The following is a 24,620-nucleotide window of genomic DNA, read 5'->3' on the forward strand; positions in this document are numbered from 1 at the left end:
TGAGCCGGCTATTCCGCCGCTTCCTGCCGAGGTTTGAGCAACGGTTCCGGCACGACCGGTTGGTTGAGCAGGAATTCACGGCCCGCGGTGATGCCTTGCACCTGTTGCAATTGCAGCCGCGCTTCATCGCGTTCACGAATGTCGTCGCGGATGGCGATCGCGTCTTCGGGTGGAACACCGAGTGCTTCGATCGTTTTCTGCCCGAACAGCAGCCCCGATTCCAGCGTTTCGCGCAGTTCAAACTCGACGCCCTTGGCTCTGAGTTCCAGCGAATGGATGCGGTCGTAGGCGCGAGCGAAAATCCGGACATTGGGATATTCGGACTGGATGAGTTCGACAATGCGATCCGTGGTTTCGCGCGTATGCGTGCAGACGGCGACAATCTTGGCCTGCCTTATGCCGGCAGCCTCCAGCACATCCTTGCGTGTGCCGTCGCCGAAATAGATGCGGAAACCGAAGGTCGAGGCCTGGCGGATACGGTCGGCCGTGTGATCGATGATGGTGACGCTGCGGCCGCCGGCAAGCAGGATCTGCGCGGCGATCTGGCCGAAGCGTGAAAAGCCGATCATGAACACGTCGGCGCCGGCGCCATCGAAATCTTCGTCCAGCTGCTCGGCCTTTTCCGGCACGATGAACAGCTTGGGAATGTTGGCGACCAGCGGCGTCAGAGCCATCGTCACCGTGACGATGGCAATCAACAGCGAGGATGTGGTCGTGGAAAAGACCATGGCGCTGGCCGCGGTAGTGAACAGCACGAAGCCGAATTCGCCGCCCTGCGCCAGGAGAAAGCCGATCTTCAGGGCGCTGTTGTGCGGCGACCCCGCAAGCCGCGTCAGACCGTAGATGACCAGCGCTTTGGCCGCCATGACCAGCGGCACGGCGATGACGATGATCGGCCAATTCTTGAGGATGACATCCAGTTGCAGCGACAGCCCGACTGCCATGAAGAACAGGCCGAGCAGCACGCCGCGGAACGGCTCGATATCCGCTTCCAGCTCATGCCGGAACGAGGATTCGGCCAGCATCAGGCCGGCGATGAAGGCGCCCATCGCCATCGACAACCCGGCAAGCTCCATCAGTGTCGCGGCACCCAGCACGACGAATAGGGCGGCGGCGATCATCGCTTCGCGGGCGCCGGTGCGACCAATGATGGCGAACAGGGGCGTCAGCAGATATTTGCCGGCGAGGATCAAGGCGGCAATGGCGGCGATGGCGATGCCCGCGCCCTGGAAGCTGAAACCACCGCCCTGCTCGCCATCCGGACCGAGGAAGGCGACGACCGCGAGCAGCGGCACGATCGCCAGGTCCTGGAACAGCAGGATGGCGAAAGCCCGCTGGCCGCCCGGTGTGTTGAGCACGCCGCGCTCTTCCATGATCGGCAGTGCAAACGCCGTTGATGACAGCGATAGTCCATAGCCGGCGACGATCGCGCCCTGCCAGGTGATCATGCCGGAAAGCCAGGCGATCAGCGACAGCACGCCGCCGGACACAACCACCTGCGCCGCCCCGAGCACGAAAATATCCCGCCGCATCTGCCAGAGTCTCGCCGGCTTCAGCTCCAGGCCGATGATGAACAGCAGGAAGACAACGCCGAGTTCGGCAACCGACAGGATCTCGCCGCCACCGGTGATCAGTTTGGCGATAGGCCCGATCACCACGCCGGCGGCGAGATATCCCAGCACCGTGCCCAATCCGAGCCGCTTGAACAAAGGCGCAGAAACGACTGCTCCGCCCAGGAGCAGAATGGCTTCGCTGAACAGGGCGTGAGGCTGCGACATGCTTTTCCTGAGGCTGATCGAAATTCAAACTTAGTTAGTGCGACCCTTGATGATTTTGCAAGCGCACAATAAATGAAGTCCAGCAGAAAGGTCTCCCATGTCCGAGCCCATTGATTCCTCGTCACTTCTCTCCCGCGCCTCCGAACTGGTCGATCTCGCCGTCAAAGCCGGCGCCACCGCGGCGGACGCGGTGGTCGTGCGTTCGCATTCGCGCTCCGTCTCCGTCAGGTTGGGCAAGGTCGAGGGGACTGAGTCCTCGGAAAGCGACGATTTCTCGCTGCGTGTCTTCATCGGCAAGAAAGTCGCCAGCGTCTCGGCCAATCCCGGCTTCGACATGAAAACGCTCGCCGAACGCGCCGTCGCCATGGCCAAGGCCTCGCCGGAAGACCCTTTCGCCTGCCTCGCCGATCCAGCCGATCTTTCGCATGATCATCCAGATCTCGATCTTTTCGACCCGACCGATGTTTCCTCCGCCGAATTGACAGATGCCGCGCTCGCAGCCGAAGCTGCGGCTTTGGCCGTCAGCGGCGTTACCAATTCCTCCGGTGCCGGCGCCTCCGCCTCCATAGGCGGTCTTGTCCTGGTCACCTCGGACGGCTTTTCCGGCAGCTACATGGCGACCAGGTTTGGCCACGGCGTCAGCGTCATCGCCGGCGAAGGCACGAAGATGGAGCGCGACTATGACGGCGATTCCCGCCTGCATTTCGCCGAACTCGAACCCGCCGATGTGATCGGCCGCCGCGCCGGTGAGCGCGTCGTCAAGCGCCTCAATCCGCGCAAGGCCGACACCGGTTCCGGCCTCACCGTCATCTATGATCCGCGCGTCGCCCGCGGTCTGGTTTCGCACATCGCCGGCGCTATCAACGGTGCGGCCATCGCCCGCAAGACCTCTTTCCTGCAGGAGATGATGGGCAAGCAGATTCTGCGTGCCGGCCTGACGATCAGCGACGATCCACTGATCGTCAACGGCCCCGCCTCGCGCCCCTTCGATGGCGAAGGTGTCAAGGGCGAGCGCCTGCTGATGGTCGAGGATGGCGTGCTGAAGCACTGGTTCCTAGCCACATCGGCTGCCCGTGAACTCGGCCTCAAGACCAATGGCCGAGGCGCTCGCGGCGGCACTGCCGTCTCGCCGACCTCCACCAACCTGGCGCTGGAGCCGGGCGACATCGCACCCGAGGATCTGATCAAGTCGGTGAAGAACGGCTTTTACGTCACCGAGATGATCGGCCATGGCGTCAACATGATCACCGGCGAATATTCGCGCGGCGCCACCGGTTTCTGGATCGAAAACGGCGAGTTGACTTATCCGGTCTCGGAAGTGACGATCGCCTCCAATCTCAAGGACATGTTCCTGTCCATGGTGCCGGCCAACGATGTCGATCGCAAATATGGAACAGCAGCGCCGACGATCCTGATCGAGAACATGACGCTGGCAGGCAAGTGACGCTGATGACGACCGCATCCGACGACCATGCCTCGGTGCTCGACGCCCTCGTCGAGGCCTCGCTCATGGCCGGCCGCGAGGCGATGCGCTTCTTCCGCAACGATGTCGAAGTGTTCTGGAAAAACGGCGGCACCTCGCCGGTCACTGCCGCTGACCACGCCGCCAACGATATCCTCCGCGAGCGCCTGCTCGGTGTCTATCCGGATTACGGCTGGCTGTCGGAGGAGAGCGAGGACGATCCCGCCCGCCTGACGCACGCCCGCGTCTTCATCATCGACCCGATCGACGGCACCCGCGCCTTCATGGCCGGCAAGGACACCTGGTGCGTCAGCGCTGCCGTCACCGAAAACGGTGCCCCAATCGCCGGTGTCCTCTACGCCCCTTCGCTCGACGAACTCTACATCGCCACCGCCGACGGCATGGTGAAGAAGAACAGCATGCCTATCCGCGTTGCCGACCCCGCTCCGACCGGCCGCTTCCGCCTCAGCGCCGCCGACCAGATGATCAACCGGCTGGCGCCTGAAACCCGCGATGCCATCGATCGCCTCAGCCGCATCCCGTCATTGGCCTATCGGCTGGCAATGATCGCCGATGGACGGATGGACGCGACGCTGGTGATGCCGAATTCCCACGATTGGGACTTAGCGGCAGCGGATCTGATTCTCCGGAACGCCGGCGGAAAATTGACCGACACGACAGGTCGGGCGCCGAGATACAATGCGAAATCTCCGACGCACGATGTGCTGATCGCTGCGAGCGATGCAGCGCATGCGCGAGTGTCGGGAGCGTTGGCTGGGGTGGGAGTGTAGGGCGCAATACACGCGATTCGCCGGCGGACGTTTGCGCTGTTTGAAGCCGATGAATGTGCCACCACAGACAAGGCTCGCCAAACACTCGCATGGCGACTAAACCCGCATGGGCATCATGAAACTTCGTCGTGGATCGAGAAATCAGCGCCCTACGCGCCGCTCCCTTCACGCGATGCGCCGTGGTTTCAGACCGCTTTCCAAGGTTTGGTTCTCCGCCCTGAGGCTGTGCGTCTCCTCGCCGGCAATTCCTAACACCGGGAAGAGCAATTCCGCCACGCTGAACGCCCCTTCCAAATGTGGATATCCGGAGGTGATGATCGTCTCGATGCCGATCGCCTGATATTCTCGGAGCCGCGCGGCGACGTTTTCGGGGCTGCCCACCAGAGCGGTTCCGGCGCCGCCGCGAACGAGGCCAAGACCTGCCCATAGGTTCGGCGCGATGACCAGCTGATCACGCCGCCCCTGGTGCAGCGCCGACATGCGCTTCTGGCCAACGGATTGCGACACGTTCTGGAACTGGTTCTGCGCCGCGGCAATCTGCTCGTCCGTCACCCGGCTGATGAGATCGTCGGCGGCAGCCCAGGCTTTTTCTTCCGTTTCGCGCACGATGATGTGGATGCGCAGGCCGAACCTGATCCTGCGGCCATGCGCAAGCGCGCGCTCGCGGACGCGGTTGAGCTTTTCGCCGAGCTGGTCGACCGGCTCTCCCCAGCTTAGATAAACGTCGGCATGCTTGGCGGCTACGTCAATGCCCGCATCGGACGATCCGCCGAACCAGATCGGCGGGTAGGGGCCTTGCACCGGTGGGAAGGAAAGCCCCTTGCCGTGCGACGACAGGTACTTGCCATCGAAATCCGGGTCCTCGCCCGACAGGATGCGTCGCCAGATCGTCAGGAACTCGTCGGTCTGCTCATAGCGCTCGCTGTGTCCGAGCTTGTTGCCGTCTCCGGCAAGATCGGTGGGATCGGCGCCGGTGACGACATTGAACAGCGCCCGTCCGTTGGATATCCGATCCATGGCCGCGGCATGGCGGGCAAACATGGCGGGCGTGGCGCTTCCGGGACGCAGAGCCACCAGGAAACGCAGACGTTCGGTGAGCGGAATGAGCGCCGAGGCCGTAACCCAGGCATCCTCGCACGAGCTGCCCGTCGGCAGCAGCACGCCCTTGAAGCCGAGGCGGTCGCAGGCCTGCGCGATGTCGCGCATATAGCCGAAGCTCGGCGCACGCTGTCGTTCCTCGCTGCCGAGATAAGGCCCGTCGCCATGCGTCGGCAGGTACCAGTACATGTCCAGGGGTTTGGTCGAAGTGCTCATGGTCGTTCCTCCCGTCCAGGACTAAAGCTTGCCCTTCCAGGGCACCAGCCGGCGCTCCAGCCAGCGCATTCCTGCGGTAAAGGCGAAGGCTAAGACAGCGATGATGATCAGGCCGACGAAGACGACGTCGGTGGCGAGGAAGTTGGCGGCGGACATGATCATGTAGCCGACGCCGGATTGGGCGGCGATCAGTTCGGCGGCGACCAGTGTCGACAGCGTCGCGCCGATGGCGATGCGGACGCCGGTCAGGATTTCCGGCAATGCCGAGGGCAGGACGATCGAGGTGAAAATCTGCACCGTATTGGCGCCGAGCGAGCGAGCGGCGTTGACCCTCTCCTGCGGCACCGAGCGCACGCCCGCCTGCGCGGCAAAACAGATCGGCGCGAAGGCCGAGAGGCTGAGAAGCAGGATCTTCGATGCCTCACCGATGCCGAGCCAGATGATCAGCAAAGGCAGGTAGGCAAGCGGCGGCAGGCCCCAGTAGATATCGATCGGGACGCTGAGAATTCCCTTGGCCCAGCGGTTGATGCCCATCAGCAGGCCCAGCGGAATACCGAAGCCAATGCCGAAAGCGAGCGAAACCCCGACCCGGCCGAGACTGGCGAGGATATGTTCGAGAAGTGTCCCATTGGCGTAGCCGTCATTGGCAACGGCGACGAACTGCGTGGCGACTTCCGCGGGCGATGGCAGGAAGAGCGGCGATGCGAGGCGGAAATGCGTCGCTACCAGCCAGAGCCCGATCAGTCCGAGCAGCGTCGCGGAGCTGATGGCGAATGTGCCGCCAATCTTGCCGGCCGCACGTGGCGTCCGCACCCGCTCCGGTTTCTTTTCGGTGATGGGCACTGCGGAGTCGATCACTGCGCTCATTTCGATATCCTCGTAAGTGGCGATGGGAATGGGTCAGGCAGCCGCTTGCAGTGCGTGCCGGCTGTCGGTTCTGTGGATCAGCGATCGGATTTCTTCCCGAAGCGCGACGAAGCGCGGATCGGCCTGGATCGGTCCGATATCCCCGGTCGTGGCAAACTGGCGGACGAAATCTGCTTCATAGCGGGCGACAATCCGGCCCGGCCGCGGCGACATGACCAGGATATGGGTGCCGAGCGTCAGCGCTTCCTCAATCGAATGGGTAATGAAAAACACCTGCTTCTTCGTCTGCGCCCAGATCGAGGCGAGCAGCTGTTGCATGGTTTCGCGGGTCAGGCTGTCGAGCGCGCCGAAGGGTTCGTCCATCAGCAGGATCTTCGGATCGGTGGCGAGCGCGCGGGCAATGCCGACGCGCTGGCGCATGCCGCCGGAGAGTTCGTAAGGGGGCTTGTTCTCGAAATCGGCGAGCCCGACGAGCTTCAGCAATTCGCGCGCCTGGCGATGCCGCTCGCTCTTGGGAATACCCCGATATTTCAAGCCCAGTGCGACATTGTCGATGACGTTGGCCCAGGGCAGCAGCGTGTCTTTCTGGAACACGACGCCGCGGTCGCCACCCGGCCGGTCGACCGGTGCGCCGTCGATCAGAATCTGGCCTTCGGTCAAAGGCTGGAAGCCGGCAATGGCATTGAGCAGCGTCGATTTTCCGCAGCCTGAGGCCCCGAGAGCGACGACGATCGAATCCGGCGGGATGTCGAAGGAAACATTGTCCAGCGCGTGAACGGTCGAGCTGTCGGCAGCGTCGAATGTCATGGTGGCGTTGCGTATCGAAAGCATGGGCCTTGTCCTTTTGAATGCGCGGCGGCCCCTGTCGTGGAGCCGCCGCTGTCATCGTTCAGGTCTTAGTTGGAAGCGAGCGCCGCCTTGGCGAATTGGGGATCGACGAATGCGGTGTAGCTGTCCTTGACCGCGGTGATCTTGTGCTGATCCTTGAGGAAATGCGCCGTGGCCTTCAGCGTCTTGGCGACGTTGCCGTTGTCGCCGCCACCGAGCCAGGCGTCAGTGACCTGGTCTTGAAGAGGGATGACGACAGTGGTCTTCAGCCAGCCGTAGTTTTCCTCGGGCGTGCCGCCCTGCAGCTTGGCGATCAGCTTGATATTGTCCGAGCTCGGACCCCAATTGTTGGGGTTCTTGCTGAAATCGACATAGTAGCTGTCGATCAGGCTGACATATTTGGTGAGGAATTCGGGGTTCTTCTTGGCGAAGTCACCGGTGACGACCAGCGCGCTGAACACCGGTGCGCCGCGCTTCGACACTTCGCCGGAGGTGATCAGCACCTTGCCATCTTTCTTCAGTTCAGACAGCGCCGGATCCCAGACGAAGGCGCCATCGATGTCGCCGCGCTTCCAGGCCGCGACGATCTGCGGCTGCGGCATGGCGATCACCTGGGCGTCCTTTTCCGTCAGGCCCTGCTGCTTGAGATAGGCGAGCAGCTGATAATGGTCTGTGGAGACAGGAGCCGCAGAGAACTTCTTGCCCTTCAGATCCGCAGCCGAATTGATATCCTTGCGCACGACAAGACCTTCGCTGTCGCCCGCACCGGCGGTGACGTAAATGCCCTTGACGTCGAGGTCGCGGCTCACCGACGCGGCATAAGGGCTCGACCCGACGTCGCCGAGCTGCACGTCGCCCGACGCGATCGCGGCAAAGATATCGGCGCCGGAATTGAAGCGGCGAAATTCGATGTCCCAGCCCGTCTTCTTGGCCAGTTCACCATTGGCGATACCGACTAGATAGGGCACGGCGCCGGTCTGATAGGCGATGACAACTTTCTTGGTGTCATCTGCATGGGCGGCGGTCAGGACGGAGGCGATCAGTCCGAAAGCTCCGAGAATTGCCTTAAAGCGCATGGTTTCACTCCCCTGAGTTCAAGCGTCGGCCGTTGTGGCGACGAATGACAAAGAGGATTTCATAAATACATATTTTTTATAGAATTAATATACCAAATTTCGGCCCGCACTGGGAACAGCTGCCTCTCTCCCGCGAGGCCGACGGGCGCTCTTTTCTGTAATTCACCGGCGAAACCGCCCATCGGCGAAGTGGTCCTTGACCGTCTCCGCCGACGCGCCGACCCGTCTGGATTGCGTGGAGCGAGCCGATTGCATCGCGGAGGATCGGCCCGTCCGGTTCAAACCCTCACTTTTCCCCCACTTCTCGGCCTTGAGCTCGCCCAACCCATTGACCTTTGCGCGAGATTGCCGCAATTCCATGCCCATAACGGCGCCGATAGCTATATTGAAGGCAAGAACAATGACTGAGAACACAGCACCCAGGCAGCTCCTGCATCTCGTCTTCGGTGGCGAGCTCGTCAAGCTCGGCGGCACCGAATTCCGTGATCTCGAAAAGCTCGACATTGTTGGCATCTATCCGAGCTATGCCGCAGCGCTCACCGCCTGGAAGAGCAAGGCGCAGCAGACGGTCGACAATGCCCATATGCGCTATTTCATCGTCCACATGCACAAGCTGCTCGAACCCGACGTGACGGCGTTGGCGTGATCGCCGTGCCGTACGCGACACGGATCAAGGAGCTGGGGTCATGAGTAACTGGCGCGCGCGCCTGGCGCTCTCCCTCTATCGCTGGGGCGGTGTCGTCGCCTATCCGGTGATCAGCACGTTCGTTGCCTGGCGCACGGCGCGCGGCAAGGAGGACAGGGCGCGCAAATCCGAACGCTATGGCTATCCCAGCGCCGCCCGCCCCGAGGGGCCGCTCGTCTGGGTGCATGCGGCAAGCGTCGGCGAAACCAATGCCATGGTGCCGCTGATCAAGGAAGTCTCGCGCCGGGGCATCACCGTGCTGCTGACCACCGGCACCGTGACCTCTGCCGCCGTTGCGCATTCCCGTCTCGAAGGGGAGGTCATCCACCAATATGTGCCGCTCGACCTCCGGCCGGTCGTGCGCCGCTTCCTCGAATACTGGCAGCCGGACCTGGCTTTGTTTGCCGAATCCGAGATCTGGCCGACCACCATTGTCGAGCTCGGTCACCGGCATATCCCGCAAGTGCTCGTCAATGCGCGCATGTCGGACCGCTCGTTCCGCCGCTGGTCGATGGCAAGCAATATCGCCTCGGCGCTGTTCGAGAACCTGGCGCTGGTGATCGCGCAATCGGAACTCGATTCCGCCCGCTTCCAGGAACTCGGCGCCCTGCCGGTGCTGGTCTCGGGCAATCTCAAAGCCGACAGCGGCATGGCAGATCCCGATCCCTTCGCCCTCAATCGCCTCAAGCAGCAGATCGGCGACCGCCTGACCTGGGCGGCGATCTCGACTTTCGACGGTGAGGAGAAGGCCGCTGCACAAGTGCAGAAGGCGCTCAAGGGCCGGCTCGATCTCTTGTCGATCATCGTGCCGCGCCATCCGGAACGCGCCGGCGAGATCGAGGAAATGCTCGTGGAAGACGGGTTGAAGGTTGCCCGCCGCAGCCGCAACGATTCCATCGCTGCCGATACGGACGTCTATCTCGGCGACACGATCGGCGAGATGAGCCTTTACCTCACGCTCACCGAGGTCGCCTTCGTCGGACGTTCGCTGACCGCCGAGGGTGGACAGAACCCGCTGGAGCCGGCGATGATGGGTTGCGCCATCCTCTCCGGCGGCCATGTCGGCAATTTCCGCGAGAGCTACCAGATGCTCGCCCGCAACGGCTCGGCCCGCATGGTCCGCGATGCCGAAATGCTGGCCAAGGGCGTCTACTTCCTGCTCACCAACGAGCCGGCCCGTTACCAGATGATCGATGCTGGCCTGCAGACCGTCCACCAGATGCGCGGCGCATTGACCGCGACGGTGCGTGGCCTCGAACCCTATATCAATCCCCTCACCATGAAAGCGCGGCTGATGCCGCGCAACGGCACCAACGGCGCGTAGGAGCTCCATGAAGATCACCGGCATCCTGTTTGATAAGGACGGCACGCTTCTCGATTTCGACAAGAGCTGGGAGCCGGTCAACCGCCGCGCCTCGCTGTTCGCCGCTGCTGGCGACGAATTCCTGGCCGACCGGCTGATGATTATCTGCGGCATGGATCCGCTCACCGGCAAGGTGTCTTCCGGCAGCCTGTTCGCCGCTGCCGCGCCGAGCGAAATCGCGCTGGCCATGTCCAATGCCGGTGCGCCTTTCGAGCCCGAGGAACTGACCACGCATCTCGACCGCCTCTATGTCGAGGGTGCGGCCAATGCCGTGCCCGTTACCGATTTGCCGGTGCTTTTCGAGCGGCTGAAAGGACGAGGCCTGCGCCTCGGCATAGCCTCCTCCGACAACGAGGCCTCGATCCGCGCCATCGCCGACCGCGTCGGCATCATGCCCTATCTCGACTATATCGCCGGCTATGACAGCGGCCACGGCGTCAAGCCCAATCCGGGCATGATCGATGGTTTCGCCGCGAGCCAGGGCATCGATCTCGCCGAGATCGCCATGGTCGGCGACAACACCCACGACCTGCACATGGCGCGCAATGCCAAAGCGGGGCTTGCCATCGGCGTGCTGACCGGCACCAGCGGCGAAGAAGCGCTGGCGCCGGACGCCGATTATGTGCTCGGCAGCATAGATGATCTCGAAGCCCTGCTCGATCGACTGGCGGCAAAGGCTGCGGAATAAAGCATAGATTGCCAAAGCACTTGCTTTGTCTAAGCTTTTCGCGTTCTGTGCCCCGCAATATCGTTAAAAGTTGGTCAAGGGACTTCGCGAGGCGGCGAGGCGCGGCGGATGGTTTCGGAAGCACCACCCTTCTGGTGGGAAAAAGCAGGTTTGCAGGCCTGGTTCCTGACGCCGGTGTCATGGATCTATGCCGCGGTTGCCAGCCGCAACATGAAACGGGCGAAGCGGCTGCAAATGCCGGTTCCGGTGATCTGCGTCGGCAATTTCACCGTCGGCGGCGCCGGCAAGACGCCGACCGTCATCGCGCTGGCGAAGGCCGCCAAGTCCAAGGGCCTGAAGGCCGGCGTGCTGAGCCGCGGCTATGGCGGCAGCATGGATCGCACCATCATTGTCGACCCCTCGCATCATCGCGCCATGGATGTCGGCGACGAGCCGCTATTGATCGCTCGTGAGGCGCTCACCGTCATCTCCCGCAAACGCGTCGAAGGCGCGCAGCGCTTGGTCAACGAGAGCTGCGACCTGATCATCATGGATGATGGCTTCCAGAGCGCCAGGCTGCATTTCGATTATGCGCTGATGGTGATCGACACCATGCGCGGCATCGGCAACGGCCATATCGTCCCCGCTGGACCGGTGCGCGCGCCCACGGCATTGCAGCTCAAATTCGCCACCGCCCTGCTCAAGGTTGGTCGGGGCAATGCCGCCGATCCCTTCATCCGCCTCGCCGCCCGCTCCGGCAAGCCGGTGCTCGAGGCAACGATCCGACCTGTCGACGCACCGGAGATCCGGGGCCGCAAGGTACTGGCCTTCGCCGGCATCGCCGATCCGCAAAAGTTCTTCCGTACGGTGGAAGAGCTTGGCGGCATCATCGCCATAAGCCGCCCTTTCGGCGACCACCAGCATCTGAGCGAGGACGAGATCGCCGACATACTCGCCACAGCCGAGCGCGAAAGCCTCGACATCGTCACCACCGCCAAGGACGCGGTCCGCCTGATCGGCCATCATGGCCACGCCGCCGAGCTCCTCGATAAGGCGAAGGTGATCGAGGTGGAGATGGCCTTCGACTCGCGCGCAACGCCCGGGCTGATTATCGATCAGGCGATCGCGGCGGCGCGGAAGCGAGGGGCGCGGAAGGGCAGCTAGCGTCCCCAATACGAAAAAGCTCGACGAAACTTAACATTTTTGCTAAGTCCTGTATGTGGATCGTTCAATATCTTCCCAGCGCCGTTGAAGAAGAAGCCAAGTTGCCGGCCGACATGCAGGCCCGGCTTGGACGGATGGCAGATGTGATCCGGGAAGACGGTCTGTTCGGCTTGCCGCGCGATTGGGTGAAGCCACTTGGCGACAAGCTGTGGGAACTGCGGATCACGGGCAAAGACCGGATTGCCAGGCAATCTATATTGCTGTCACAGGACAGCGCGTCGTGATCGTTCGGATTTTTATCAAGAAGACGCAGAAGACTCTGCCGAAGGAAATTGCGCTTGCGAGGAAAAGAGCAAAGGAAATCGAATGAAAACGATCCGCGCCGAAGACCTGCACGCCAAGCATATGGCAGAGGACCCTGAATACCGGGCGGCTTATGATGCGCTCGAAGATGAATTTGCCCTGATCAAGGAAATGATCAAAGCTCGCGCGCGGTCTCACCTGTCACAGGCCGAAATCGCTAGCCGGATGGGTACAACGGAAAGCGCGGTTTCGCGTCTCGAAAGCGGCCGGACAAAGCCCTCAACCCGTACTCTGGAACGCTATGCGCAAGCAACCGGCCACAAGCTGCGCATCCACTTCGAGCCGATCTCGGAGGATGCCGGCTGAATCTTACTTCTGTGTCGGCAGCACGCCGGCCCGCTTGTCCGCCTCCAGCGAGGCGCCGCAATCCGCATAAGGCTCCTGCCGGTCGACGCTCCAATATTTGAGCTCATCGATCGGAATCTGCTTGCCGGTTATGGCGCAAATCACATAGCCGCCGGGGAGCAGAATCTGGAAATCACCGTCAAGATAGCGGATTTTCGCTTCGCGGCCGCCGCTGCCTTCAAACCGGTTCATCATTCCAAAAATCCTCTAATACGTTCAACGCGATATACAGCCGTGATGTTGAGATTGCAAATCGGCGCACGCTTGTGGTTTCCAAGGCATTTCTGGCTCTAGCTTCGCCCGAACAGCCGCTCGATGTCCGAAAGCTTCAGCTTGATAAAGGTCGGGCGGCCGTGATTGCACTGGCCGGAGCCTGGCGTCGCCTCCATCTGCCGGAGCAGCGCATTCATCTCCTCGACTCTCAACCGCCGGCCGGAGCGTACCGAGCCATGGCAGGCCATGGTGGCGGCGACATGTTCGAGCCGTGCGTGCAGGCTGGCCGATGTGTCCCATTCACCGATCTCGTCGGCGAGCTCCTTGATCAGTGCCGGCGCATCGACCTCGCCCAGCATGGCTGGTGTTTCGCGCACCAGGATGGCGCCAGGGCCGAAGCGCTCGTAATGCAGGCCGAGCCGGGCGAGGGCCTCGCCATGCTCCATCAGCCGGTCGCAATCCTCCTCAGGCAGGTCGACGACTTCCGGGATAAGCAGCGCCTGCGACGGCACGGACTTGGCGGCCAGGGCCTTGCGCATGTCTTCGAACACCAGCCGCTCATGCGCTGCATGCTGGTCGACGATCACCATGCCGTCCTCGGTCTGGGCGATGATGTAGTTCTCATGCACCTGCGCGCGTGCAGCACCCAGCGGATGGGTGAAGACCTCGGCGATGCGGACTTCCGGCGCCGGCGCCGCGTCCGCACGGGCCGACGGCGTGGCGATCACGTCGAAGCTTGCCTGCGGCGGCTCGCCGAAGCCGGTTTGCGGTGCGGGCGTGAAGGGCCGGAAGGGCGAAGCGGATGGCGTCCAGTTCTGCGCCGGCTGCGGCCGAAAGCCAGGACGGAAAGCTGCCGTCATCGCCCGCGCTGCCGTCGTCGACGAACGGTCGCCGTCGCGCGTCAGCGCCTCGCGGATCGCGCCGACGATCAGGCCGCGCACCAGGCCGGGATCGCGGAAGCGCACGTCGGACTTGGCCGGATGCACGTTGACATCGACCAGTGCCGGGTCGAGCGCGATGTCGAGCACCGCCACCGGATAGCGCCCGCTGGGCACCGTCTCGGCATAGGCGCCGCGGATTGCCGAGACGATCAGCTTGTCGCTCACCGGACGGCCATTGACGAAGGCGAACTGGTGCGCCGCATTGCCACGATTGAAGACGGGAATGCCGGCAAAGCCGGTGAGCCGCACGTCCTCACGCTCGGCATCGAGTGCTATCGCATTGTCTTCGAAATCCTTGCCGATCACCTGGGCGATGCGGGCGAGGCGATCGTCGCCGGTGGCGGCGAAGTCCAGCGTCGCCCGATCGCTGCCCGACAGCGTGAAGCGGACATGCGGGAAGGCAATCGCCATGCGCCGCACAATTTCGGTGATTGCGCCGGCTTCCGCCTTTTCGGTCTTCAAAAATTTCAGCCGCGCCGGTGTGGCGAAGAACAGGTCCCGCACTTCGACAATCGTGCCGGCATTGGCCGCCCGCGGCCGGACACCCGAGGCGCGGCCGCCGATCACCTCGATCTCCGCGCCTTCCGATGCGTCTCTAAGCCTGCTGGTGATCGAGAGCTTGGCCACCGACCCCATCGAGGGCAGCGCCTCGCCGCGGAAGCCGAGCGTGCGGATTTCATCGAGCCCTTTGTCGAGCTTGGAGGTGCAGTGCCGGCGCACGGCCATATCGAGATCGTCGGGCGCCATGCCCGACCCGTTGTCGACCACCCTGAGCAGCGCCTTGCCGCCACCGGCAGTGGCGATCTCGATGCGGCTGGCGCCGGCGTCGATGGCATTCTCGATCAATTCCTTGGCCGCACTCGCCGGCCGTTCGATGACCTCGCCGGCGGCGATCTGATTGACCAGGGTTTCGGAAAGCAGCTTGATTTGCATGGCGCTATTTTCGCGGATTCTCTGCCGCTTGAAAAGCCCGCTATTCGGCCGCCGCCTTTCCAGCTGTTGACAATCGGTTGAGCGCGGCCCGGAGTGCTGCCGGCTTGACCGGTTTGTTGAGCAGCACCATGCCTTCGCGTTCGGCGCTGGCACGGACCTCGGCCGTGCGGTCCGCAGTGATCAACACGGCCGGAACGGGGCCGAAGCGGTTCCGCAAGCCACCGACGGCGTCGATGCCGGTGCCGGTGTCGAGATGATAGTCGGCAATGACGATATCCGGCCGGACCATGTCGGCCATGTCGCCCAAGTCCTTTGCCAGAGTGATCCGGCACCCCCAGCCCTCGAGCAGCGTCTTCATGCCGTCCAGGATCGTCTCGTCATTGTCGATGCAGAGCACATGGAGCCCATCCAGCCGGCGGTCGATGCCGCTTGCGGCCGCCCGTGTTTCCAACGCCACCGGCACGGTGCCGGAGAGGTCGCGCGTGAGCCGCACCCGCAACAGCGTGCCCTTGCCAGGCGTCGACTGCAGCTCGACCTTGTGGGAGAGCACACGGGCAATGCGGTCGACGATCGAGAGCCCGAGCCCCAGGCCTGCCGCCGTCTTCGCGCCCTCGTCGAGCCGCGAAAACTCCTTGAACACGGTCTTGAACTTCGAGGCGGGAATGCCGATGCCGGTATCATGGACCTCGATCCAGGCCTCGCCGCCGCGTGGCCGCACACCGACGACGATCCTGCCGGTGACGGTATATTTGATCGCATTGGAAACGAGATTCTGCACCAGCCGGCGAAGCAGCATCGGATCGGATTTCACCTTCAGACGGCTCGGCAGCACGGTGAGTTTCAACCCGCGCGCTGCGGCAAGCGGCTGATAGTCCGTTTCGATCCGCCTGAGGAATTCGTCGAGCGCAAAGGTCGTGATACTGGGCTTCATCGCGCCGGTGTCGAGCCGGGAAATGTCGAGCACCGCGCCGAGGATCGTCTCGACCGATTCCAGTGCCGAATCGATATTGAGCACGAGGTCGCTGTTGGCCGAATGGCCGAGCCGCTCGACCAGCGCCGAGGAATAGAGCCGTGCGGCATTGAGCGGTTGCAGGATATCGTGGCCCGCCGCGGCAAAGAAACGCGTCTTGCCGAGATTGGCCTCATCGGCCGTCGCACGTGCCTCGGCAAGCGCGGTGTTGACATGGGTGAGTTCGCGCGTGCGCGCCACGACTCGCTGTTCCAGCGTCTCGTTGGCTTCCTCCAGCGCCTTGCTTGCTTGCACCCGTTCGGTGATATCGGTGCAAGTGGTGACGATGCCGCGGTCCGGCATCGGGTTGGAGCGCAGTTCGAGGATCCGCGCTCCGCCGTCCAGCATCAGCAGGAAGGGCGTGTCCGGCGTCAGGATCTTCTCCATCGTCTCGGTCTCGCCATCGGCGGTAATGTCGCTGCGCTCGGCGAGCAGGCTGATGATGGCCGACAGCGGATAGCCCACCTGGCCGGCGGCTTCCGGCAGGTCGAGCAATGTCCGGAAACGCCGGTTCCAGATCGCCAGCCGGTTCTCGCCGTCGAACACGGCAATGCCCTGGTCCATCTGCGATAGCGCCGTCTGCAGCACACCCTGGTTATATTGCAGCGCCTCGCTCGCCTGGTCGAGCAACAGCGCCGTCTCGGCGGGATATTCGTCGAGACGCCGCACGCTGAGCGACAGAACCAGCCGTGCCGATGACGAGCCGATCGCCGAGCCCAGCAATTGCTCGGCAAATTTCAGAAGGTCGGTGTCGGCAAAGCGATGGTCGTCGAGATTCTTGCCGCCGGAATATGCGTAGCTTGCAAAGGAGCGCTGCATCCGCTCCTCGCCGAGATAGCGGCCGATGGTGGTCTTGAGTTCGCCGACGGTGAGATTGGTACGCCAGCTGCGCATCAGCGGCCGCGGCGTGCCGCTCACGGGGACGAACACAGCCGATTGCTGGCGCTCGATCAGATTGGCGTTGCGCGTCAACGAGCCAGCGATGAAGAAGGCGACATTGACCATCAGGCTGAGCAGCGCGGAATTGACGAAGGGATCGCTGTTCGGACCGGAGAAGAAATCGGTGGTCGGCAGGATGGCATCCAGGATCGCGCCGGCATCCTTCGAAGTGTCGGCGCCGCCCAGGCTCGGGATGAACAGCATCCAGATCCACACGGTAAAGCCGGACACCAGACCGGCGATGGCGCCGCGCGCATTGGCTCGGCGCCAGACGAGCCCGCCGAGCAGCGCCGGCGCCATCTGTGAGATCGCCGCAAAGGCGATGAGCCCGATCGAGGCGAGCCCGCTTTCGGAACTGGTCGAGCGATAGTAGCCATAGCCGAGGAGCAGCACGGCGAAGATCGAACCACGCCGGACGGCCAGCACCAGGCGGCCGAGATCCTCGCTTGCCGGGCCGATGGCGCCGACCAGATTGCGGCGCAAGAGGATCGGCATGACGATATCGTTGGAAACCATGATCGCCAGCGCCAGGGATTCGACGATGACCATGGCGGTGGCCGCCGAAAAGCCGCCGATAAAGGCAATGAGCGTCACGACCGGCAGTCCGGCATGCAGCGGCACCGTCAGCACGAAGAGATCAGCCCCGGATGCACCGTTGAACAGAAGCACGCCGGCAAGCGCGATCGGCAGCACGAACAGGTTGATTGCGACCAGATAGAGCGGGAAGAACAGGCCCGCCATCCGGAGCTCGCCTGGGCTGCGGTTCTCCACCATGGTGACGTGGAACTGGCGCGGTAGCATGATGATGGCAGCGGCCGACAGCATGGTCACGACGATCCAGCGCATCGTCGACGTATGGTAGGCAAGCGCATTGGCGGCCGGGCCATGGCTCCAGACGCGTTCGAGGAGATGGCTTGGCCCATTGTGCAGCACGTAGAGGACGGTGATGCCGACGGTCACGATCGCCAGCAGCTTGACCACCGATTCGGTCGCGATCGCGAGGATCAGCCCGTTCTGGTGTTCCGTCGCGTCGGCATGCCTTGTGCCGAAAACAACAGCGAAGAAAGCAAGGGTCATCGACACGATGAGCGGCAGGTCGACGAGCTGGTGATTGTCGATACCGATGGCATAATGCGTCGTGTCGACCAGCGCTGCCACCGAGCTGGAGATCGCCTTGAGCTGTAACGCGATATAGGGCACGGCGCCGGCAAGCGCGATGATCGCCACGATCATCGCCACGACCGGATTCTTGCCATAGCGTGCGGCGATGAAATCGGCGACCGATGTCAGCTTCTCGGCCTTGGCAATGCTGCTGATGCGCTTCAGGACGGGGAGGCCGAGCGTGAAGACCAGGATAGGCCCGGTATAGATCGCCAGAAATTCCGGCCCGCGCGTTGCCGCCAGGCCGACGCCGCCGAAATAGGTCCAGGAGGTGCAGTAGATGGCGAGCGACAGCGCATAGACCACGGGCCGGCCGCGGCCCGCACCGCCACCTGCCCGCGTCCGCCGGTCGCCGATCGAGGCAACAGCGAACAAAAGCACGAGATAGGCGATCGCCGAGCCGAAAATGACCCAGCTTGGCAGCATAGACCCTCCCCAGTCATGCCGCCCGGAAGCGGTCAGCAGCTTCAGCGCCGGCATGTGAAAAGCGAGGCGCGGGATATGCGCGACGGACAAAGATAAACGCATTCATCGGCATAAGGGAAGCCATGCTTTCGTCGGCTACATCTCAAAAAACCGAAATACCGGCTGGCATCCGGCAAAAGCTTTGCTAGGGTTGTATTGTCCGGGACGGATGCGGACGAACAATGCAGGAGAGTGGACCATGATTCAGGAATTCAAGGCATTCATCGCGCGTGGCAATGTTCTCGATCTCGCCGTCGCTGTGGTCATCGGCGCGGCCTTCACGGCGATCGTCAACTCGCTAACGACCGATTTGATCAATCCAATTCTCGGGAGGCTGACGGGTGGGATCGATTTCTCCAACCATTTCATCCCGCTGTCCGCCAACGTGACGGCCGACTCGCTTGTTGAAGCGCGAAAGCAGGGCGCAGTGTTCGCCTATGGCAGTTTCATCAACCAGGTCGTCAATTTCCTGATTGTCGCCTGGGTCATCTTCCTGCTCGTCAAGGCGGTGAACCGCCTGATGCCGAAGAAGGAAGAAGCCCCCAAAGGCCCGTCCGAGGAGGTCGTGCTGTTGACCGACATCCGCGACGTGCTGCGTAACCGGCCCTGATCAGCGTATCGGCGTCCGGGTGCGCAGCTCGATCTGCGCCTCGAGCGCCCGCTTGAATTCGTCCTTGATCGCAGCCGAGCTTTCCAGCACCTCGGCCGCGCGCAGGAAATCGAGCACCTTGAACTTGCCGATCGCCGGCTTCAGGAAGATGTCGGGCGAATGGCGGTGGAGCTTTTCCGCGTTGATGGACTGCATCATCAGCTGGCTGGCGCCGAACAGGCTGTCGATGCGGTTGGGGATCTGCTGTTCGTCGCCCTCCGGGCCGCCGACCACATCGACGCCGACGACGATGTCGGCCTTGCCGACAAGATGGTCGAAGGGCACCGGGTTGAAGATGCCGCCATCGATCATCACCCGGCCTTCGAGCTTCACCGGCATGAACACGGCAGGAATCGCCGCCGACGCAGCAAGCGCCTTGAACAGGTCGCCGCTATGAATGCTGACCTCGCGCTGGCCATAATAGTCTGTGGCGGTGACGCTGAGCGGAATCTTCAAGCCGTCGAAGGTTTCGGGCACGGCCTCCGGCAGGAAGGCCTTGAGGATGCGTTCGAGGTTATAGTGGCCGACGCGGAAGCCGTTCGACATCACTTCCTGGATGCTCGATGGCCTGAGTGACCAGAGCCGGTTCATCACTTCGCGGCGATTGCCGACGGTAGCCAGCACGAATTCGCGGATTTCGGCACCGGCCATGCCCGCCGCCATGCCGGCGCCCATGATCGCGCCGATCGACGAGCCGGCGATCATCACCGGCGTGATGCCGAGTTCGTCCAGCGCCTCGATGACATGGATATGCGCGATGCCCCGCGCGCCGCCACCGCCAAAGGCGATCGCGATCGTCGGGGAAGAGGGGGCATGGCTTTGGTCCATCGGAAACCTCTCAGCTCTTTGCCGAATAGCGATAGAAATGCATCCGTGTGTCGCCGAATTCGCGTGTATCGATGGGCCTGAAGGCGCTGCCGACCTCGGGCTCGACATTGGCACGCTCTTCGAGGATCGCCAAGGCGCCATCGGCGAGCCAGCCGCCGGCCTGGGCGGAGGCGAACATTTTCTCGCCCAGTCCATGCCCATAGGGCGGATCGGCGAAGACGAGTTGGAACGGGCTCATCGTGCCGATTGCACCGAGCTGGGTGGCATCACGGCGCAATATGCGGGCGCGGCCCCGCAGGCCGAGCGCCTCTATATTGGCCTGCAGCAGGCTGCGGCCCTCCACCGAGGTCTCGACGAACACGGCCGCCGCGGCGCCGCGAGACAGGGCTTCCAGGCCCACCGCGCCCGTACCGGCGAAGCAATCGAGCACGCGACTACCGTCGAGCACGTCCGGATAGGCATGGCTCACGATGTTGAACAGGCTCTCGCGCGTGCGGTCGGTCGTCGGGCGGATGTCTTGGCTCTTCGGCGTGGCTAGCGACCGGCCCCTGAATTCACCGCCGACGATTCGCACCGCCATCCTTTCGGTCACCGCTGGAGCCTCGGTCGGAACCGGTGTTTTCCGGCCGCGGCCTTGCCGGCTTTGTTCTCGGCGGCTTGGCGCCTTCCGGCTTGCCAGGGCGTGGCGGCCTGCCGCGCTCCGGCCTGCCCTCGGCTGATGCCTTGCCTCGATTGGGCTTGCCTTCGGATGATGGCTTGCCGCGGAAACGGCCGCCTTCGCCTTCGGCAGAACGTGTTGCCGCCGCGGACTTCGGTTTCGCGGGCCTGTTTCCCTCGGGCTTAGTCCCTTCCCACTTGGCGCTACGCTCCTTGCGTTCAGGCCGTCCGTTGCGCTCGGCCTGTTTCGGGCCGGACGCGCGCTGGGCGCGTTTCGGTTTCGACTCGCCGGTGGGTGCGACTTCCGATGTCGCATCCTTCTTCAGCCGCAGGATACGGCGTTTGGGCTCGGCGGCAGCGGTCTCCTCTTTGGCCTTCTTCTGCGCGACCGGGCGGGCGCCGGGCGCCATCCAGACATTGGCGGTGCGGCTCGTGCCGAGTGGCGGCCGCTTTGGCTTGCGGTCGTCATCGTCATGCGCATGGCGGCGGTCGCCGTCCTGCCGCGCCTTCTGCACCGGCCGCTTGGTGTCGATGCGGGCCAGATCGCGTTCGCGCCGCTCTTCGCGGCTTTCCCGCCGGGGACGCTCTTCACGCCCCTCGCGTTTCGGCCGGTCGTCGCGGTTTTCGCGCTTCGGCCGTTCGCCGGCCTCCGGCTCTTCCTCATCCTTCGGCTTCTGCTGGTTGTTGATCGGCGCCTCGAAATTGGCGTTCGCCTCCTCGATCAGCCGCGGCCCGAGTTGTTCACGCAACGTCCGGCTCTTGACCTCGACGACCTGACCGTCTTCGAGTTCGCCCAACTGAAACGGCCCGTAGGAGATACGGATCAGCCGGTTGACGTCCAGCCCAAGCGCGCCGAGCACGTTTTTGATCTCGCGGTTCTTGCCTTCGCGCAGCCCCATGGTAATCCAGACATTGTGGCCCTTCTCACGGTCCAATGTCGCTTCGATCGCACCGTAGAAGATGCCGTCGACGGCAATGCCCTCCTTGAGGCTGTCGAGCTTTTCCTGGTCGACGGCGCCATGCGCACGGACGCGATAACGCCGGAGCCAGCCCGTGGTCGGCAGTTCCAGCATGCGGGCGAGGCCGCCGTCATTGGTCAGCAGCAGCAGGCCTTCGGTATTGATGTCAAGGCGCCCGACGGAGATCACCCGCGGCAGGTCCGCGGGCAGGTTGTCGAACACAGTGGGGCGGCCTTCGGGATCATGGTTGGTCGTCACCAATCCAGCCGGCTTGTAGTAGATCCACAGCCGCGTGCGCTCAATGGCACTGATCGGCTTGCCGTCGACCTCGATCTTGTCTGCGACCGTGCAGTTGATGGCCGGCGTGGTCAGCACCGTGCCGTTGAGCGAAACGCGTCCGGCGAGAATCATCCGCTCGCAGTCGCGCCGTGACGCGACGCCAGCCCGCGCCATGATCTTGGAGATGCGCTCGCCTTCGCCAACGACAGTCTCATGGGCAGGGTTTTTTTCGCGCGGCTTGGCCGCAAACGCCTTCTTCTTGATCGGTTTGCCTGACCTCGCGGGCTTGCCGTCCGTCCTTGCGGACTTACGGTCGCGATCGCCCTGTTTCCTGGTGTCTTTCATTTCTATTGCCTCTTATTTGTTCGTCTCCTATCAGGTGATTGACACCGGGTTAAGAGGAAATACGGCTTGGCGCTGCCAAATCAGTTCATGAAGATCGCAATAGCCGAGGCGCGGGCCGCCGCCGAGCGCGGCGAAGTGCCGGTCGGCGCAGTTGTGGTGTGTGACGGAACCGTGCTCGCTTGCGCTGGAAATCGCACCCGGCAAGCCAACGACACCACGGCGCATGCCGAGATCGAGGTGATCCGCGAAGCCTCCAAGATGCTGGGCAGCGAAAGGCTGGTGGACTGCGATCTCTACGTGACGCTCGAACCTTGCACCATGTGCGCGGCGGCGATTTCCTTTGCCCGCATTCGCCGGCTCTATTACGGCGCCTCCGATCCCAAGGGCGGCGCCGTCGAAAGCGGCGTCCAATTCTATGCTTCGCCGACCTGCCATCATGTCCCTGAGGTCTATTCCGGCTTTTCCGAGATCGAGGCCGGCGAAATCCTCAAGGATTTCTTCCGCAACCGGCGCGACTGAGTCCGGTCAGGCCGCCTCTTCCTCGGTATCGTCTTCGAAGGCGATGCGGTTGCGCCCAGCGCGCTTGGCGCGATAGAGGCGGCGGTCGGCGCTGGCGATCAGCGTGCGGCTTTCGAAGCCGGAGGCGGCAAAGGCACCGCCGATGCTGATGCTCAGCGGTACTTTTTCACCATCCGCCTGGAGGTCGACGGCGAGTGTGGCGAGCCGGATCATATCGGCGATCGCCAGCGCCGTTTGGGCGTCGGTGCCGCTCAGGAATATGGCGAATTCCTCGCCGCCGATGCGGCCCCAAAAATCCCTCGGACGCAGTGTCGCGGCGATGGCGTTGCCGATACCGCGCAAGGCGGCATCGCCGCATTGATGGCCGAACGTGTCGTTGATGCGTTTGAAATGATCGGCGTCGGCGATCAGCAGCGCCGAGGATTGGGCTGACGCGCTGCGTTTTTCCAACTCCGCCAGGAAAGTTTCGCGGTTGAGCCCGCCGGTGAGCGCATCGATGCGCGATTTTTGCCTGAGTTCTTCATGCGCGGCGGTCAGTTCCAGGTGCAGGCGCTCGAGTTCCGCAGGCATGACGGCGACGGCATCGCGCGCGGCACGCATGTTTTCATTCTGATGGAATTGGTRGGCACTGGCCGGCCAGGCGATCGCCAGCGGACAGACGACGCTCATCCAGAAGCCGGGACCATCCGGATGACCGCCAAGAATGGGCACGAGAATCAGCGCCGCCGAAAGCGAAATCGCCATCGACACGAATGCGGCAACGCTCGCCTTGATCGCCGTTTTCTTGCTAATTCCGAACATGGCCGCACGCTAAGCACAGTCCGTTAACAGGTCATCACCAAAGTAGAGAATCATCAAATAGATCGGTGGCCTGCGTCATCATTGCTTGCGCAGGCATTCCTGCCCGGACCTCTTGTAGAGGCCTTTCGGCTGGTACTGGGCGATCGCGGTTCTGGCGGCAAGAGTGATCAGACAGGCAAGCTCGTCTTCGCGGTCGCCGTTCGGCGTGATGAGCGAAATTTCCGCACCGAATTGCGGCGTGCCCTCATAGGGAATGTCATAGCTTTCGGGGCTGATGCCGACAGTAATCTTCACGGTATAGAGCCATTCCCGCCCCTTGGCGGTGCTCATCCACTGGCCGACATCTGAATTGGTGAGGATATTGACCGCGACGTCGGCACCCGGCCCGCGCATTGCGGTGAAGCCGGCATCGTCGAAGACCTTGGCGAGCGGCGGCACGAGATAATACGCATAGCCGCTGTCGACCTGACTGCTCGACATCTGAATGATATATTTTCGCGGAGAAAGCGGCTCGGCGCGAGCCGCGCCGATATAGACAGGCAACAGGAAAGCGATGGATGCGGCCGCTAGCTTGCGGCGGCCGCGCAACATCACTTCCAGACTTCCCACCAATGGACGCCGGTGCCTGCAATTGCGGCCTGCTTCTGCCGCTCCTTTTCCTTCTCGGCCTCCGGTCTGCCGAGGTCGGTCAGCTTGTCCGGCTCGACCTGGCGGTAGTCAAGCGGCGGGTCGCTCATGAACAGGCGGCGGTCCGAATAACGGCCCTGCTGAATCTTACGCGCTTCGCGAAAGGCGGTCCGCTGCTGTTCGGGTGACAGCACCTTGCCCTCAGTCACGGAGGTCGAGAGCGGCGAGCGATAATTGCCGTTGCTGGCATTCTCGTCGGCTTCCGCTTTCAGTCGTGTCCGGGTTTCCTCGGGACTCTCCACCCATTGCGGATTGTCCTTGCTCGCCATGTTCTTTTCCGGCACGACCAGTGTGTCGTCCGATGGCTTCACCAGCGCGCCGCGCGGCTGGTAGGCGAGCGCCACCGGCTTCTTCGTCGGCGAGAGCGATGCGGCATCGCCAATGTCGTCCACCAGCTGCGCCGTGGCGGTCTTGTCCGTACCGTATCTCGGGCCCATGCAGCTTGACGCGCTCAGAGCCAGAGCCGAAAGCACGATCACTGTGCCTGCCACGCGATACTTTTCGCTCATTCCGCCAAAGCCCTTCCGGCAAA

General features: G+C 63.1%; 23 protein-coding genes and 1 pseudogene. 10 read left to right on the top strand and 14 right to left on the bottom strand.

The genetic code is table 11. From position 1 onward, the window contains the following. Window positions 1-8: 8 nt before the first annotated feature. Complete coding sequence (locus AC1DYF_RS32320; RefSeq protein ID WP_477881926.1) at window positions 9-1,778, bottom strand: monovalent cation:proton antiporter-2 (CPA2) family protein; 1,770 nt, start codon at window positions 1,776-1,778, stop codon at window positions 9-11. A gap of 97 nt (window positions 1,779-1,875) precedes the next feature. On the opposite strand from AC1DYF_RS32320, the gene AC1DYF_RS32325 reads away from it, so the two are divergent. Together AC1DYF_RS32325 and AC1DYF_RS32330 are read left to right on the top strand one after the other, a co-directional pair. After that, the gene (locus AC1DYF_RS32325) at window positions 1,876-3,222 is read left to right on the top strand and encodes a TldD/PmbA family protein (RefSeq protein ID WP_477881928.1); all 1,347 of its coding nucleotides are present in this window, start codon (window positions 1,876-1,878) and stop codon (window positions 3,220-3,222) included. 5 nt (window positions 3,223-3,227) lie between these two features. Further along, on the top strand, window positions 3,228-4,031 hold the full coding sequence (locus AC1DYF_RS32330) for a 3'(2'),5'-bisphosphate nucleotidase CysQ (protein WP_477881930.1): 804 nt from the start codon (window positions 3,228-3,230) through the stop codon (window positions 4,029-4,031). Between the two features lie 165 nt (window positions 4,032-4,196). Here the strand turns inward: AC1DYF_RS32330 and ssuD are convergent, their stop codons facing one another. The 4 genes from ssuD to tauA form a co-directional block, all read right to left on the bottom strand. Then, window positions 4,197-5,345 (bottom strand): FMNH2-dependent alkanesulfonate monooxygenase, encoded by a 1,149-nt coding sequence (ssuD, locus tag AC1DYF_RS32335; protein ID WP_477881931.1) that lies wholly within the window; start codon window positions 5,343-5,345, stop codon window positions 4,197-4,199. A 21-nt stretch (window positions 5,346-5,366) separates the two neighbouring features. Beyond that, window positions 5,367-6,212 carry an ABC transporter permease subunit gene (locus AC1DYF_RS32340; RefSeq protein WP_477881933.1) on the bottom strand — a complete coding sequence of 282 codons (846 nt, stop codon included), beginning with the start codon at window positions 6,210-6,212 and terminating at the stop codon, window positions 5,367-5,369. A 33-nt stretch (window positions 6,213-6,245) separates the two neighbouring features. After that, window positions 6,246-7,043, bottom strand: a complete 798-nt coding sequence (locus tag AC1DYF_RS32345) for a taurine ABC transporter ATP-binding protein (RefSeq protein ID WP_477881935.1) — start codon at window positions 7,041-7,043, stop codon at window positions 6,246-6,248. A 65-nt stretch (window positions 7,044-7,108) separates the two neighbouring features. Next, window positions 7,109-8,116 carry a taurine ABC transporter substrate-binding protein gene (gene tauA / locus AC1DYF_RS32350; RefSeq protein ID WP_477881936.1) on the bottom strand — a complete coding sequence of 336 codons (1,008 nt, stop codon included), beginning with the start codon at window positions 8,114-8,116 and terminating at the stop codon, window positions 7,109-7,111. Between the two features lie 400 nt (window positions 8,117-8,516). On the opposite strand from tauA, the gene AC1DYF_RS32355 reads away from it, so the two are divergent. The 6 genes and pseudogenes from AC1DYF_RS32355 (at window position 8,517) to AC1DYF_RS32380 (ending at window position 12,664) form a co-directional block, all read left to right on the top strand. Then, window positions 8,517-8,762 (top strand): DUF4170 domain-containing protein, encoded by a 246-nt coding sequence (locus AC1DYF_RS32355; protein WP_477881938.1) that lies wholly within the window; start codon window positions 8,517-8,519, stop codon window positions 8,760-8,762. A gap of 40 nt (window positions 8,763-8,802) precedes the next feature. Further along, entirely contained in the window at window positions 8,803-10,125 is a 1,323-nt protein-coding gene (waaA, locus tag AC1DYF_RS32360) for a lipid IV(A) 3-deoxy-D-manno-octulosonic acid transferase (RefSeq protein WP_477881940.1), read from the top strand. Window positions 10,126-10,132: 7 nt separating this feature from the next. Beyond that, window positions 10,133-10,852, top strand: coding sequence for an HAD family hydrolase (locus AC1DYF_RS32365; RefSeq protein ID WP_477881942.1), 720 nt, complete (start codon window positions 10,133-10,135; stop codon window positions 10,850-10,852). Window positions 10,853-10,960: 108 nt separating this feature from the next. Further along, window positions 10,961-11,995: a tetraacyldisaccharide 4'-kinase gene (gene lpxK / locus AC1DYF_RS32370; protein ID WP_477881944.1), complete on the top strand. Its 1,035-nt coding sequence runs from the start codon at window positions 10,961-10,963 to the stop codon at window positions 11,993-11,995. A gap of 134 nt (window positions 11,996-12,129) precedes the next feature. Continuing rightward, window positions 12,130-12,365 (top strand): annotated as a pseudogene (locus AC1DYF_RS32375) (type II toxin-antitoxin system RelE/ParE family toxin). After that, window positions 12,362-12,664, top strand: a complete 303-nt coding sequence (locus tag AC1DYF_RS32380; protein WP_477881946.1) for a helix-turn-helix domain-containing protein — start codon at window positions 12,362-12,364, stop codon at window positions 12,662-12,664. Before AC1DYF_RS32375 ends, AC1DYF_RS32380 begins: the two are co-directional and overlap by 4 nt. Window positions 12,665-12,667: 3 nt before the next feature. Here AC1DYF_RS32380 and AC1DYF_RS32385 read toward each other — a convergent pair whose 3' ends face one another. The 3 genes from AC1DYF_RS32385 to AC1DYF_RS32395 all read right to left on the bottom strand — a co-directional run bounded on the left by AC1DYF_RS32385 (window position 12,668) and on the right by AC1DYF_RS32395 (window position 18,325). Beyond that, on the bottom strand, window positions 12,668-12,895 hold the full coding sequence (locus tag AC1DYF_RS32385) for a DUF2093 domain-containing protein (protein ID WP_477881980.1): 228 nt from the start codon (window positions 12,893-12,895) through the stop codon (window positions 12,668-12,670). 98 nt (window positions 12,896-12,993) lie between these two features. Continuing rightward, the gene (gene mutL / locus AC1DYF_RS32390) at window positions 12,994-14,790 is read right to left on the bottom strand and encodes a DNA mismatch repair endonuclease MutL (protein WP_477881948.1); all 1,797 of its coding nucleotides are present in this window, start codon (window positions 14,788-14,790) and stop codon (window positions 12,994-12,996) included. A 40-nt stretch (window positions 14,791-14,830) separates the two neighbouring features. Continuing rightward, window positions 14,831-18,325 carry a PAS domain-containing hybrid sensor histidine kinase/response regulator gene (locus tag AC1DYF_RS32395; protein ID WP_477881950.1) on the bottom strand — a complete coding sequence of 1,165 codons (3,495 nt, stop codon included), beginning with the start codon at window positions 18,323-18,325 and terminating at the stop codon, window positions 14,831-14,833. Window positions 18,326-18,563: 238 nt separating this feature from the next. Between AC1DYF_RS32395 and mscL the strand changes: the two genes are divergently transcribed. After that, entirely contained in the window at window positions 18,564-18,974 is a 411-nt protein-coding gene (gene mscL, locus AC1DYF_RS32400) for a large conductance mechanosensitive channel protein MscL (RefSeq protein WP_477881952.1), read from the top strand. On the opposite strand, the gene AC1DYF_RS32405 is transcribed toward mscL, so the two are convergent. From AC1DYF_RS32405 to AC1DYF_RS32415, 3 genes are read right to left on the bottom strand one after another with little or no spacing between them, the layout of a single operon-like run. After that, window positions 18,975-19,841, bottom strand: a complete 867-nt coding sequence (locus tag AC1DYF_RS32405; protein WP_477881954.1) for a patatin-like phospholipase family protein — start codon at window positions 19,839-19,841, stop codon at window positions 18,975-18,977. Between the two features lie 10 nt (window positions 19,842-19,851). Next, window positions 19,852-20,415 carry a 16S rRNA (guanine(966)-N(2))-methyltransferase RsmD gene (gene rsmD / locus AC1DYF_RS32410; RefSeq protein ID WP_477881982.1) on the bottom strand — a complete coding sequence of 188 codons (564 nt, stop codon included), beginning with the start codon at window positions 20,413-20,415 and terminating at the stop codon, window positions 19,852-19,854. Next, window positions 20,396-22,081, bottom strand: a complete 1,686-nt coding sequence (locus AC1DYF_RS32415; protein ID WP_477881955.1) for a pseudouridine synthase — start codon at window positions 22,079-22,081, stop codon at window positions 20,396-20,398. Before AC1DYF_RS32415 ends, rsmD begins: the two co-directional genes overlap by 20 nt. Before the next feature lie 87 nt (window positions 22,082-22,168). Between AC1DYF_RS32415 and AC1DYF_RS32420 the strand changes: the two genes are divergently transcribed. Then, complete coding sequence (locus AC1DYF_RS32420; RefSeq protein ID WP_477881984.1) at window positions 22,169-22,600, top strand: nucleoside deaminase; 432 nt, start codon at window positions 22,169-22,171, stop codon at window positions 22,598-22,600. Between the two features lie 6 nt (window positions 22,601-22,606). Here the strand turns inward: AC1DYF_RS32420 and AC1DYF_RS32425 are convergent, their stop codons facing one another. The 3 genes from AC1DYF_RS32425 to AC1DYF_RS32435 all read right to left on the bottom strand — a co-directional run bounded on the left by AC1DYF_RS32425 (window position 22,607) and on the right by AC1DYF_RS32435 (window position 24,597). Next, on the bottom strand, window positions 22,607-23,401 hold the full coding sequence (locus AC1DYF_RS32425; RefSeq protein WP_477881957.1) for a GGDEF domain-containing protein: 795 nt from the start codon (window positions 23,399-23,401) through the stop codon (window positions 22,607-22,609). A 78-nt stretch (window positions 23,402-23,479) separates the two neighbouring features. Further along, on the bottom strand, window positions 23,480-23,995 hold the full coding sequence (locus AC1DYF_RS32430) for a hypothetical protein (RefSeq protein ID WP_477881959.1): 516 nt from the start codon (window positions 23,993-23,995) through the stop codon (window positions 23,480-23,482). After that, window positions 23,992-24,597 carry a hypothetical protein gene (locus tag AC1DYF_RS32435; protein WP_477881961.1) on the bottom strand — a complete coding sequence of 202 codons (606 nt, stop codon included), beginning with the start codon at window positions 24,595-24,597 and terminating at the stop codon, window positions 23,992-23,994. Before AC1DYF_RS32435 ends, AC1DYF_RS32430 begins: the two co-directional genes overlap by 4 nt. Window positions 24,598-24,620: the final 23 nt, after the last annotated feature.

The organism is Rhizobium sp. P2_G9 (assembly GCF_056403475.1).

Coding starts and splice junctions, on each gene's coding strand:
- AC1DYF_RS32320 (WP_477881926.1), bottom strand. CDS start 1,778: ATGTCGCAGCCTCACGCCCTGTTCAGCGAAGCCATTCTGCTCCTGGGC.
- AC1DYF_RS32325 (WP_477881928.1), top strand. CDS start 1,876: ATGTCCGAGCCCATTGATTCCTCGTCACTTCTCTCCCGCGCCTCCGAA.
- AC1DYF_RS32330 (WP_477881930.1), top strand. CDS start 3,228: ATGACGACCGCATCCGACGACCATGCCTCGGTGCTCGACGCCCTCGTC.
- ssuD (WP_477881931.1), bottom strand. CDS start 5,345: ATGAGCACTTCGACCAAACCCCTGGACATGTACTGGTACCTGCCGACG.
- AC1DYF_RS32340 (WP_477881933.1), bottom strand. CDS start 6,212: ATGAGCGCAGTGATCGACTCCGCAGTGCCCATCACCGAAAAGAAACCG.
- AC1DYF_RS32345 (WP_477881935.1), bottom strand. CDS start 7,043: ATGCTTTCGATACGCAACGCCACCATGACATTCGACGCTGCCGACAGC.
- tauA (WP_477881936.1), bottom strand. CDS start 8,116: ATGCGCTTTAAGGCAATTCTCGGAGCTTTCGGACTGATCGCCTCCGTC.
- AC1DYF_RS32355 (WP_477881938.1), top strand. CDS start 8,517: ATGACTGAGAACACAGCACCCAGGCAGCTCCTGCATCTCGTCTTCGGT.
- waaA (WP_477881940.1), top strand. CDS start 8,803: ATGAGTAACTGGCGCGCGCGCCTGGCGCTCTCCCTCTATCGCTGGGGC.
- AC1DYF_RS32365 (WP_477881942.1), top strand. CDS start 10,133: ATGAAGATCACCGGCATCCTGTTTGATAAGGACGGCACGCTTCTCGAT.
- lpxK (WP_477881944.1), top strand. CDS start 10,961: ATGGTTTCGGAAGCACCACCCTTCTGGTGGGAAAAAGCAGGTTTGCAG.
- AC1DYF_RS32380 (WP_477881946.1), top strand. CDS start 12,362: ATGAAAACGATCCGCGCCGAAGACCTGCACGCCAAGCATATGGCAGAG.
- AC1DYF_RS32385 (WP_477881980.1), bottom strand. CDS start 12,895: ATGAACCGGTTTGAAGGCAGCGGCGGCCGCGAAGCGAAAATCCGCTAT.
- mutL (WP_477881948.1), bottom strand. CDS start 14,790: ATGCAAATCAAGCTGCTTTCCGAAACCCTGGTCAATCAGATCGCCGCC.
- AC1DYF_RS32395 (WP_477881950.1), bottom strand. CDS start 18,325: ATGCTGCCAAGCTGGGTCATTTTCGGCTCGGCGATCGCCTATCTCGTG.
- mscL (WP_477881952.1), top strand. CDS start 18,564: ATGATTCAGGAATTCAAGGCATTCATCGCGCGTGGCAATGTTCTCGAT.
- AC1DYF_RS32405 (WP_477881954.1), bottom strand. CDS start 19,841: ATGGACCAAAGCCATGCCCCCTCTTCCCCGACGATCGCGATCGCCTTT.
- AC1DYF_RS32415 (WP_477881955.1), bottom strand. CDS start 22,081: ATGAAAGACACCAGGAAACAGGGCGATCGCGACCGTAAGTCCGCAAGG.
- AC1DYF_RS32420 (WP_477881984.1), top strand. CDS start 22,169: ATGAAGATCGCAATAGCCGAGGCGCGGGCCGCCGCCGAGCGCGGCGAA.
- AC1DYF_RS32435 (WP_477881961.1), bottom strand. CDS start 24,597: ATGAGCGAAAAGTATCGCGTGGCAGGCACAGTGATCGTGCTTTCGGCT.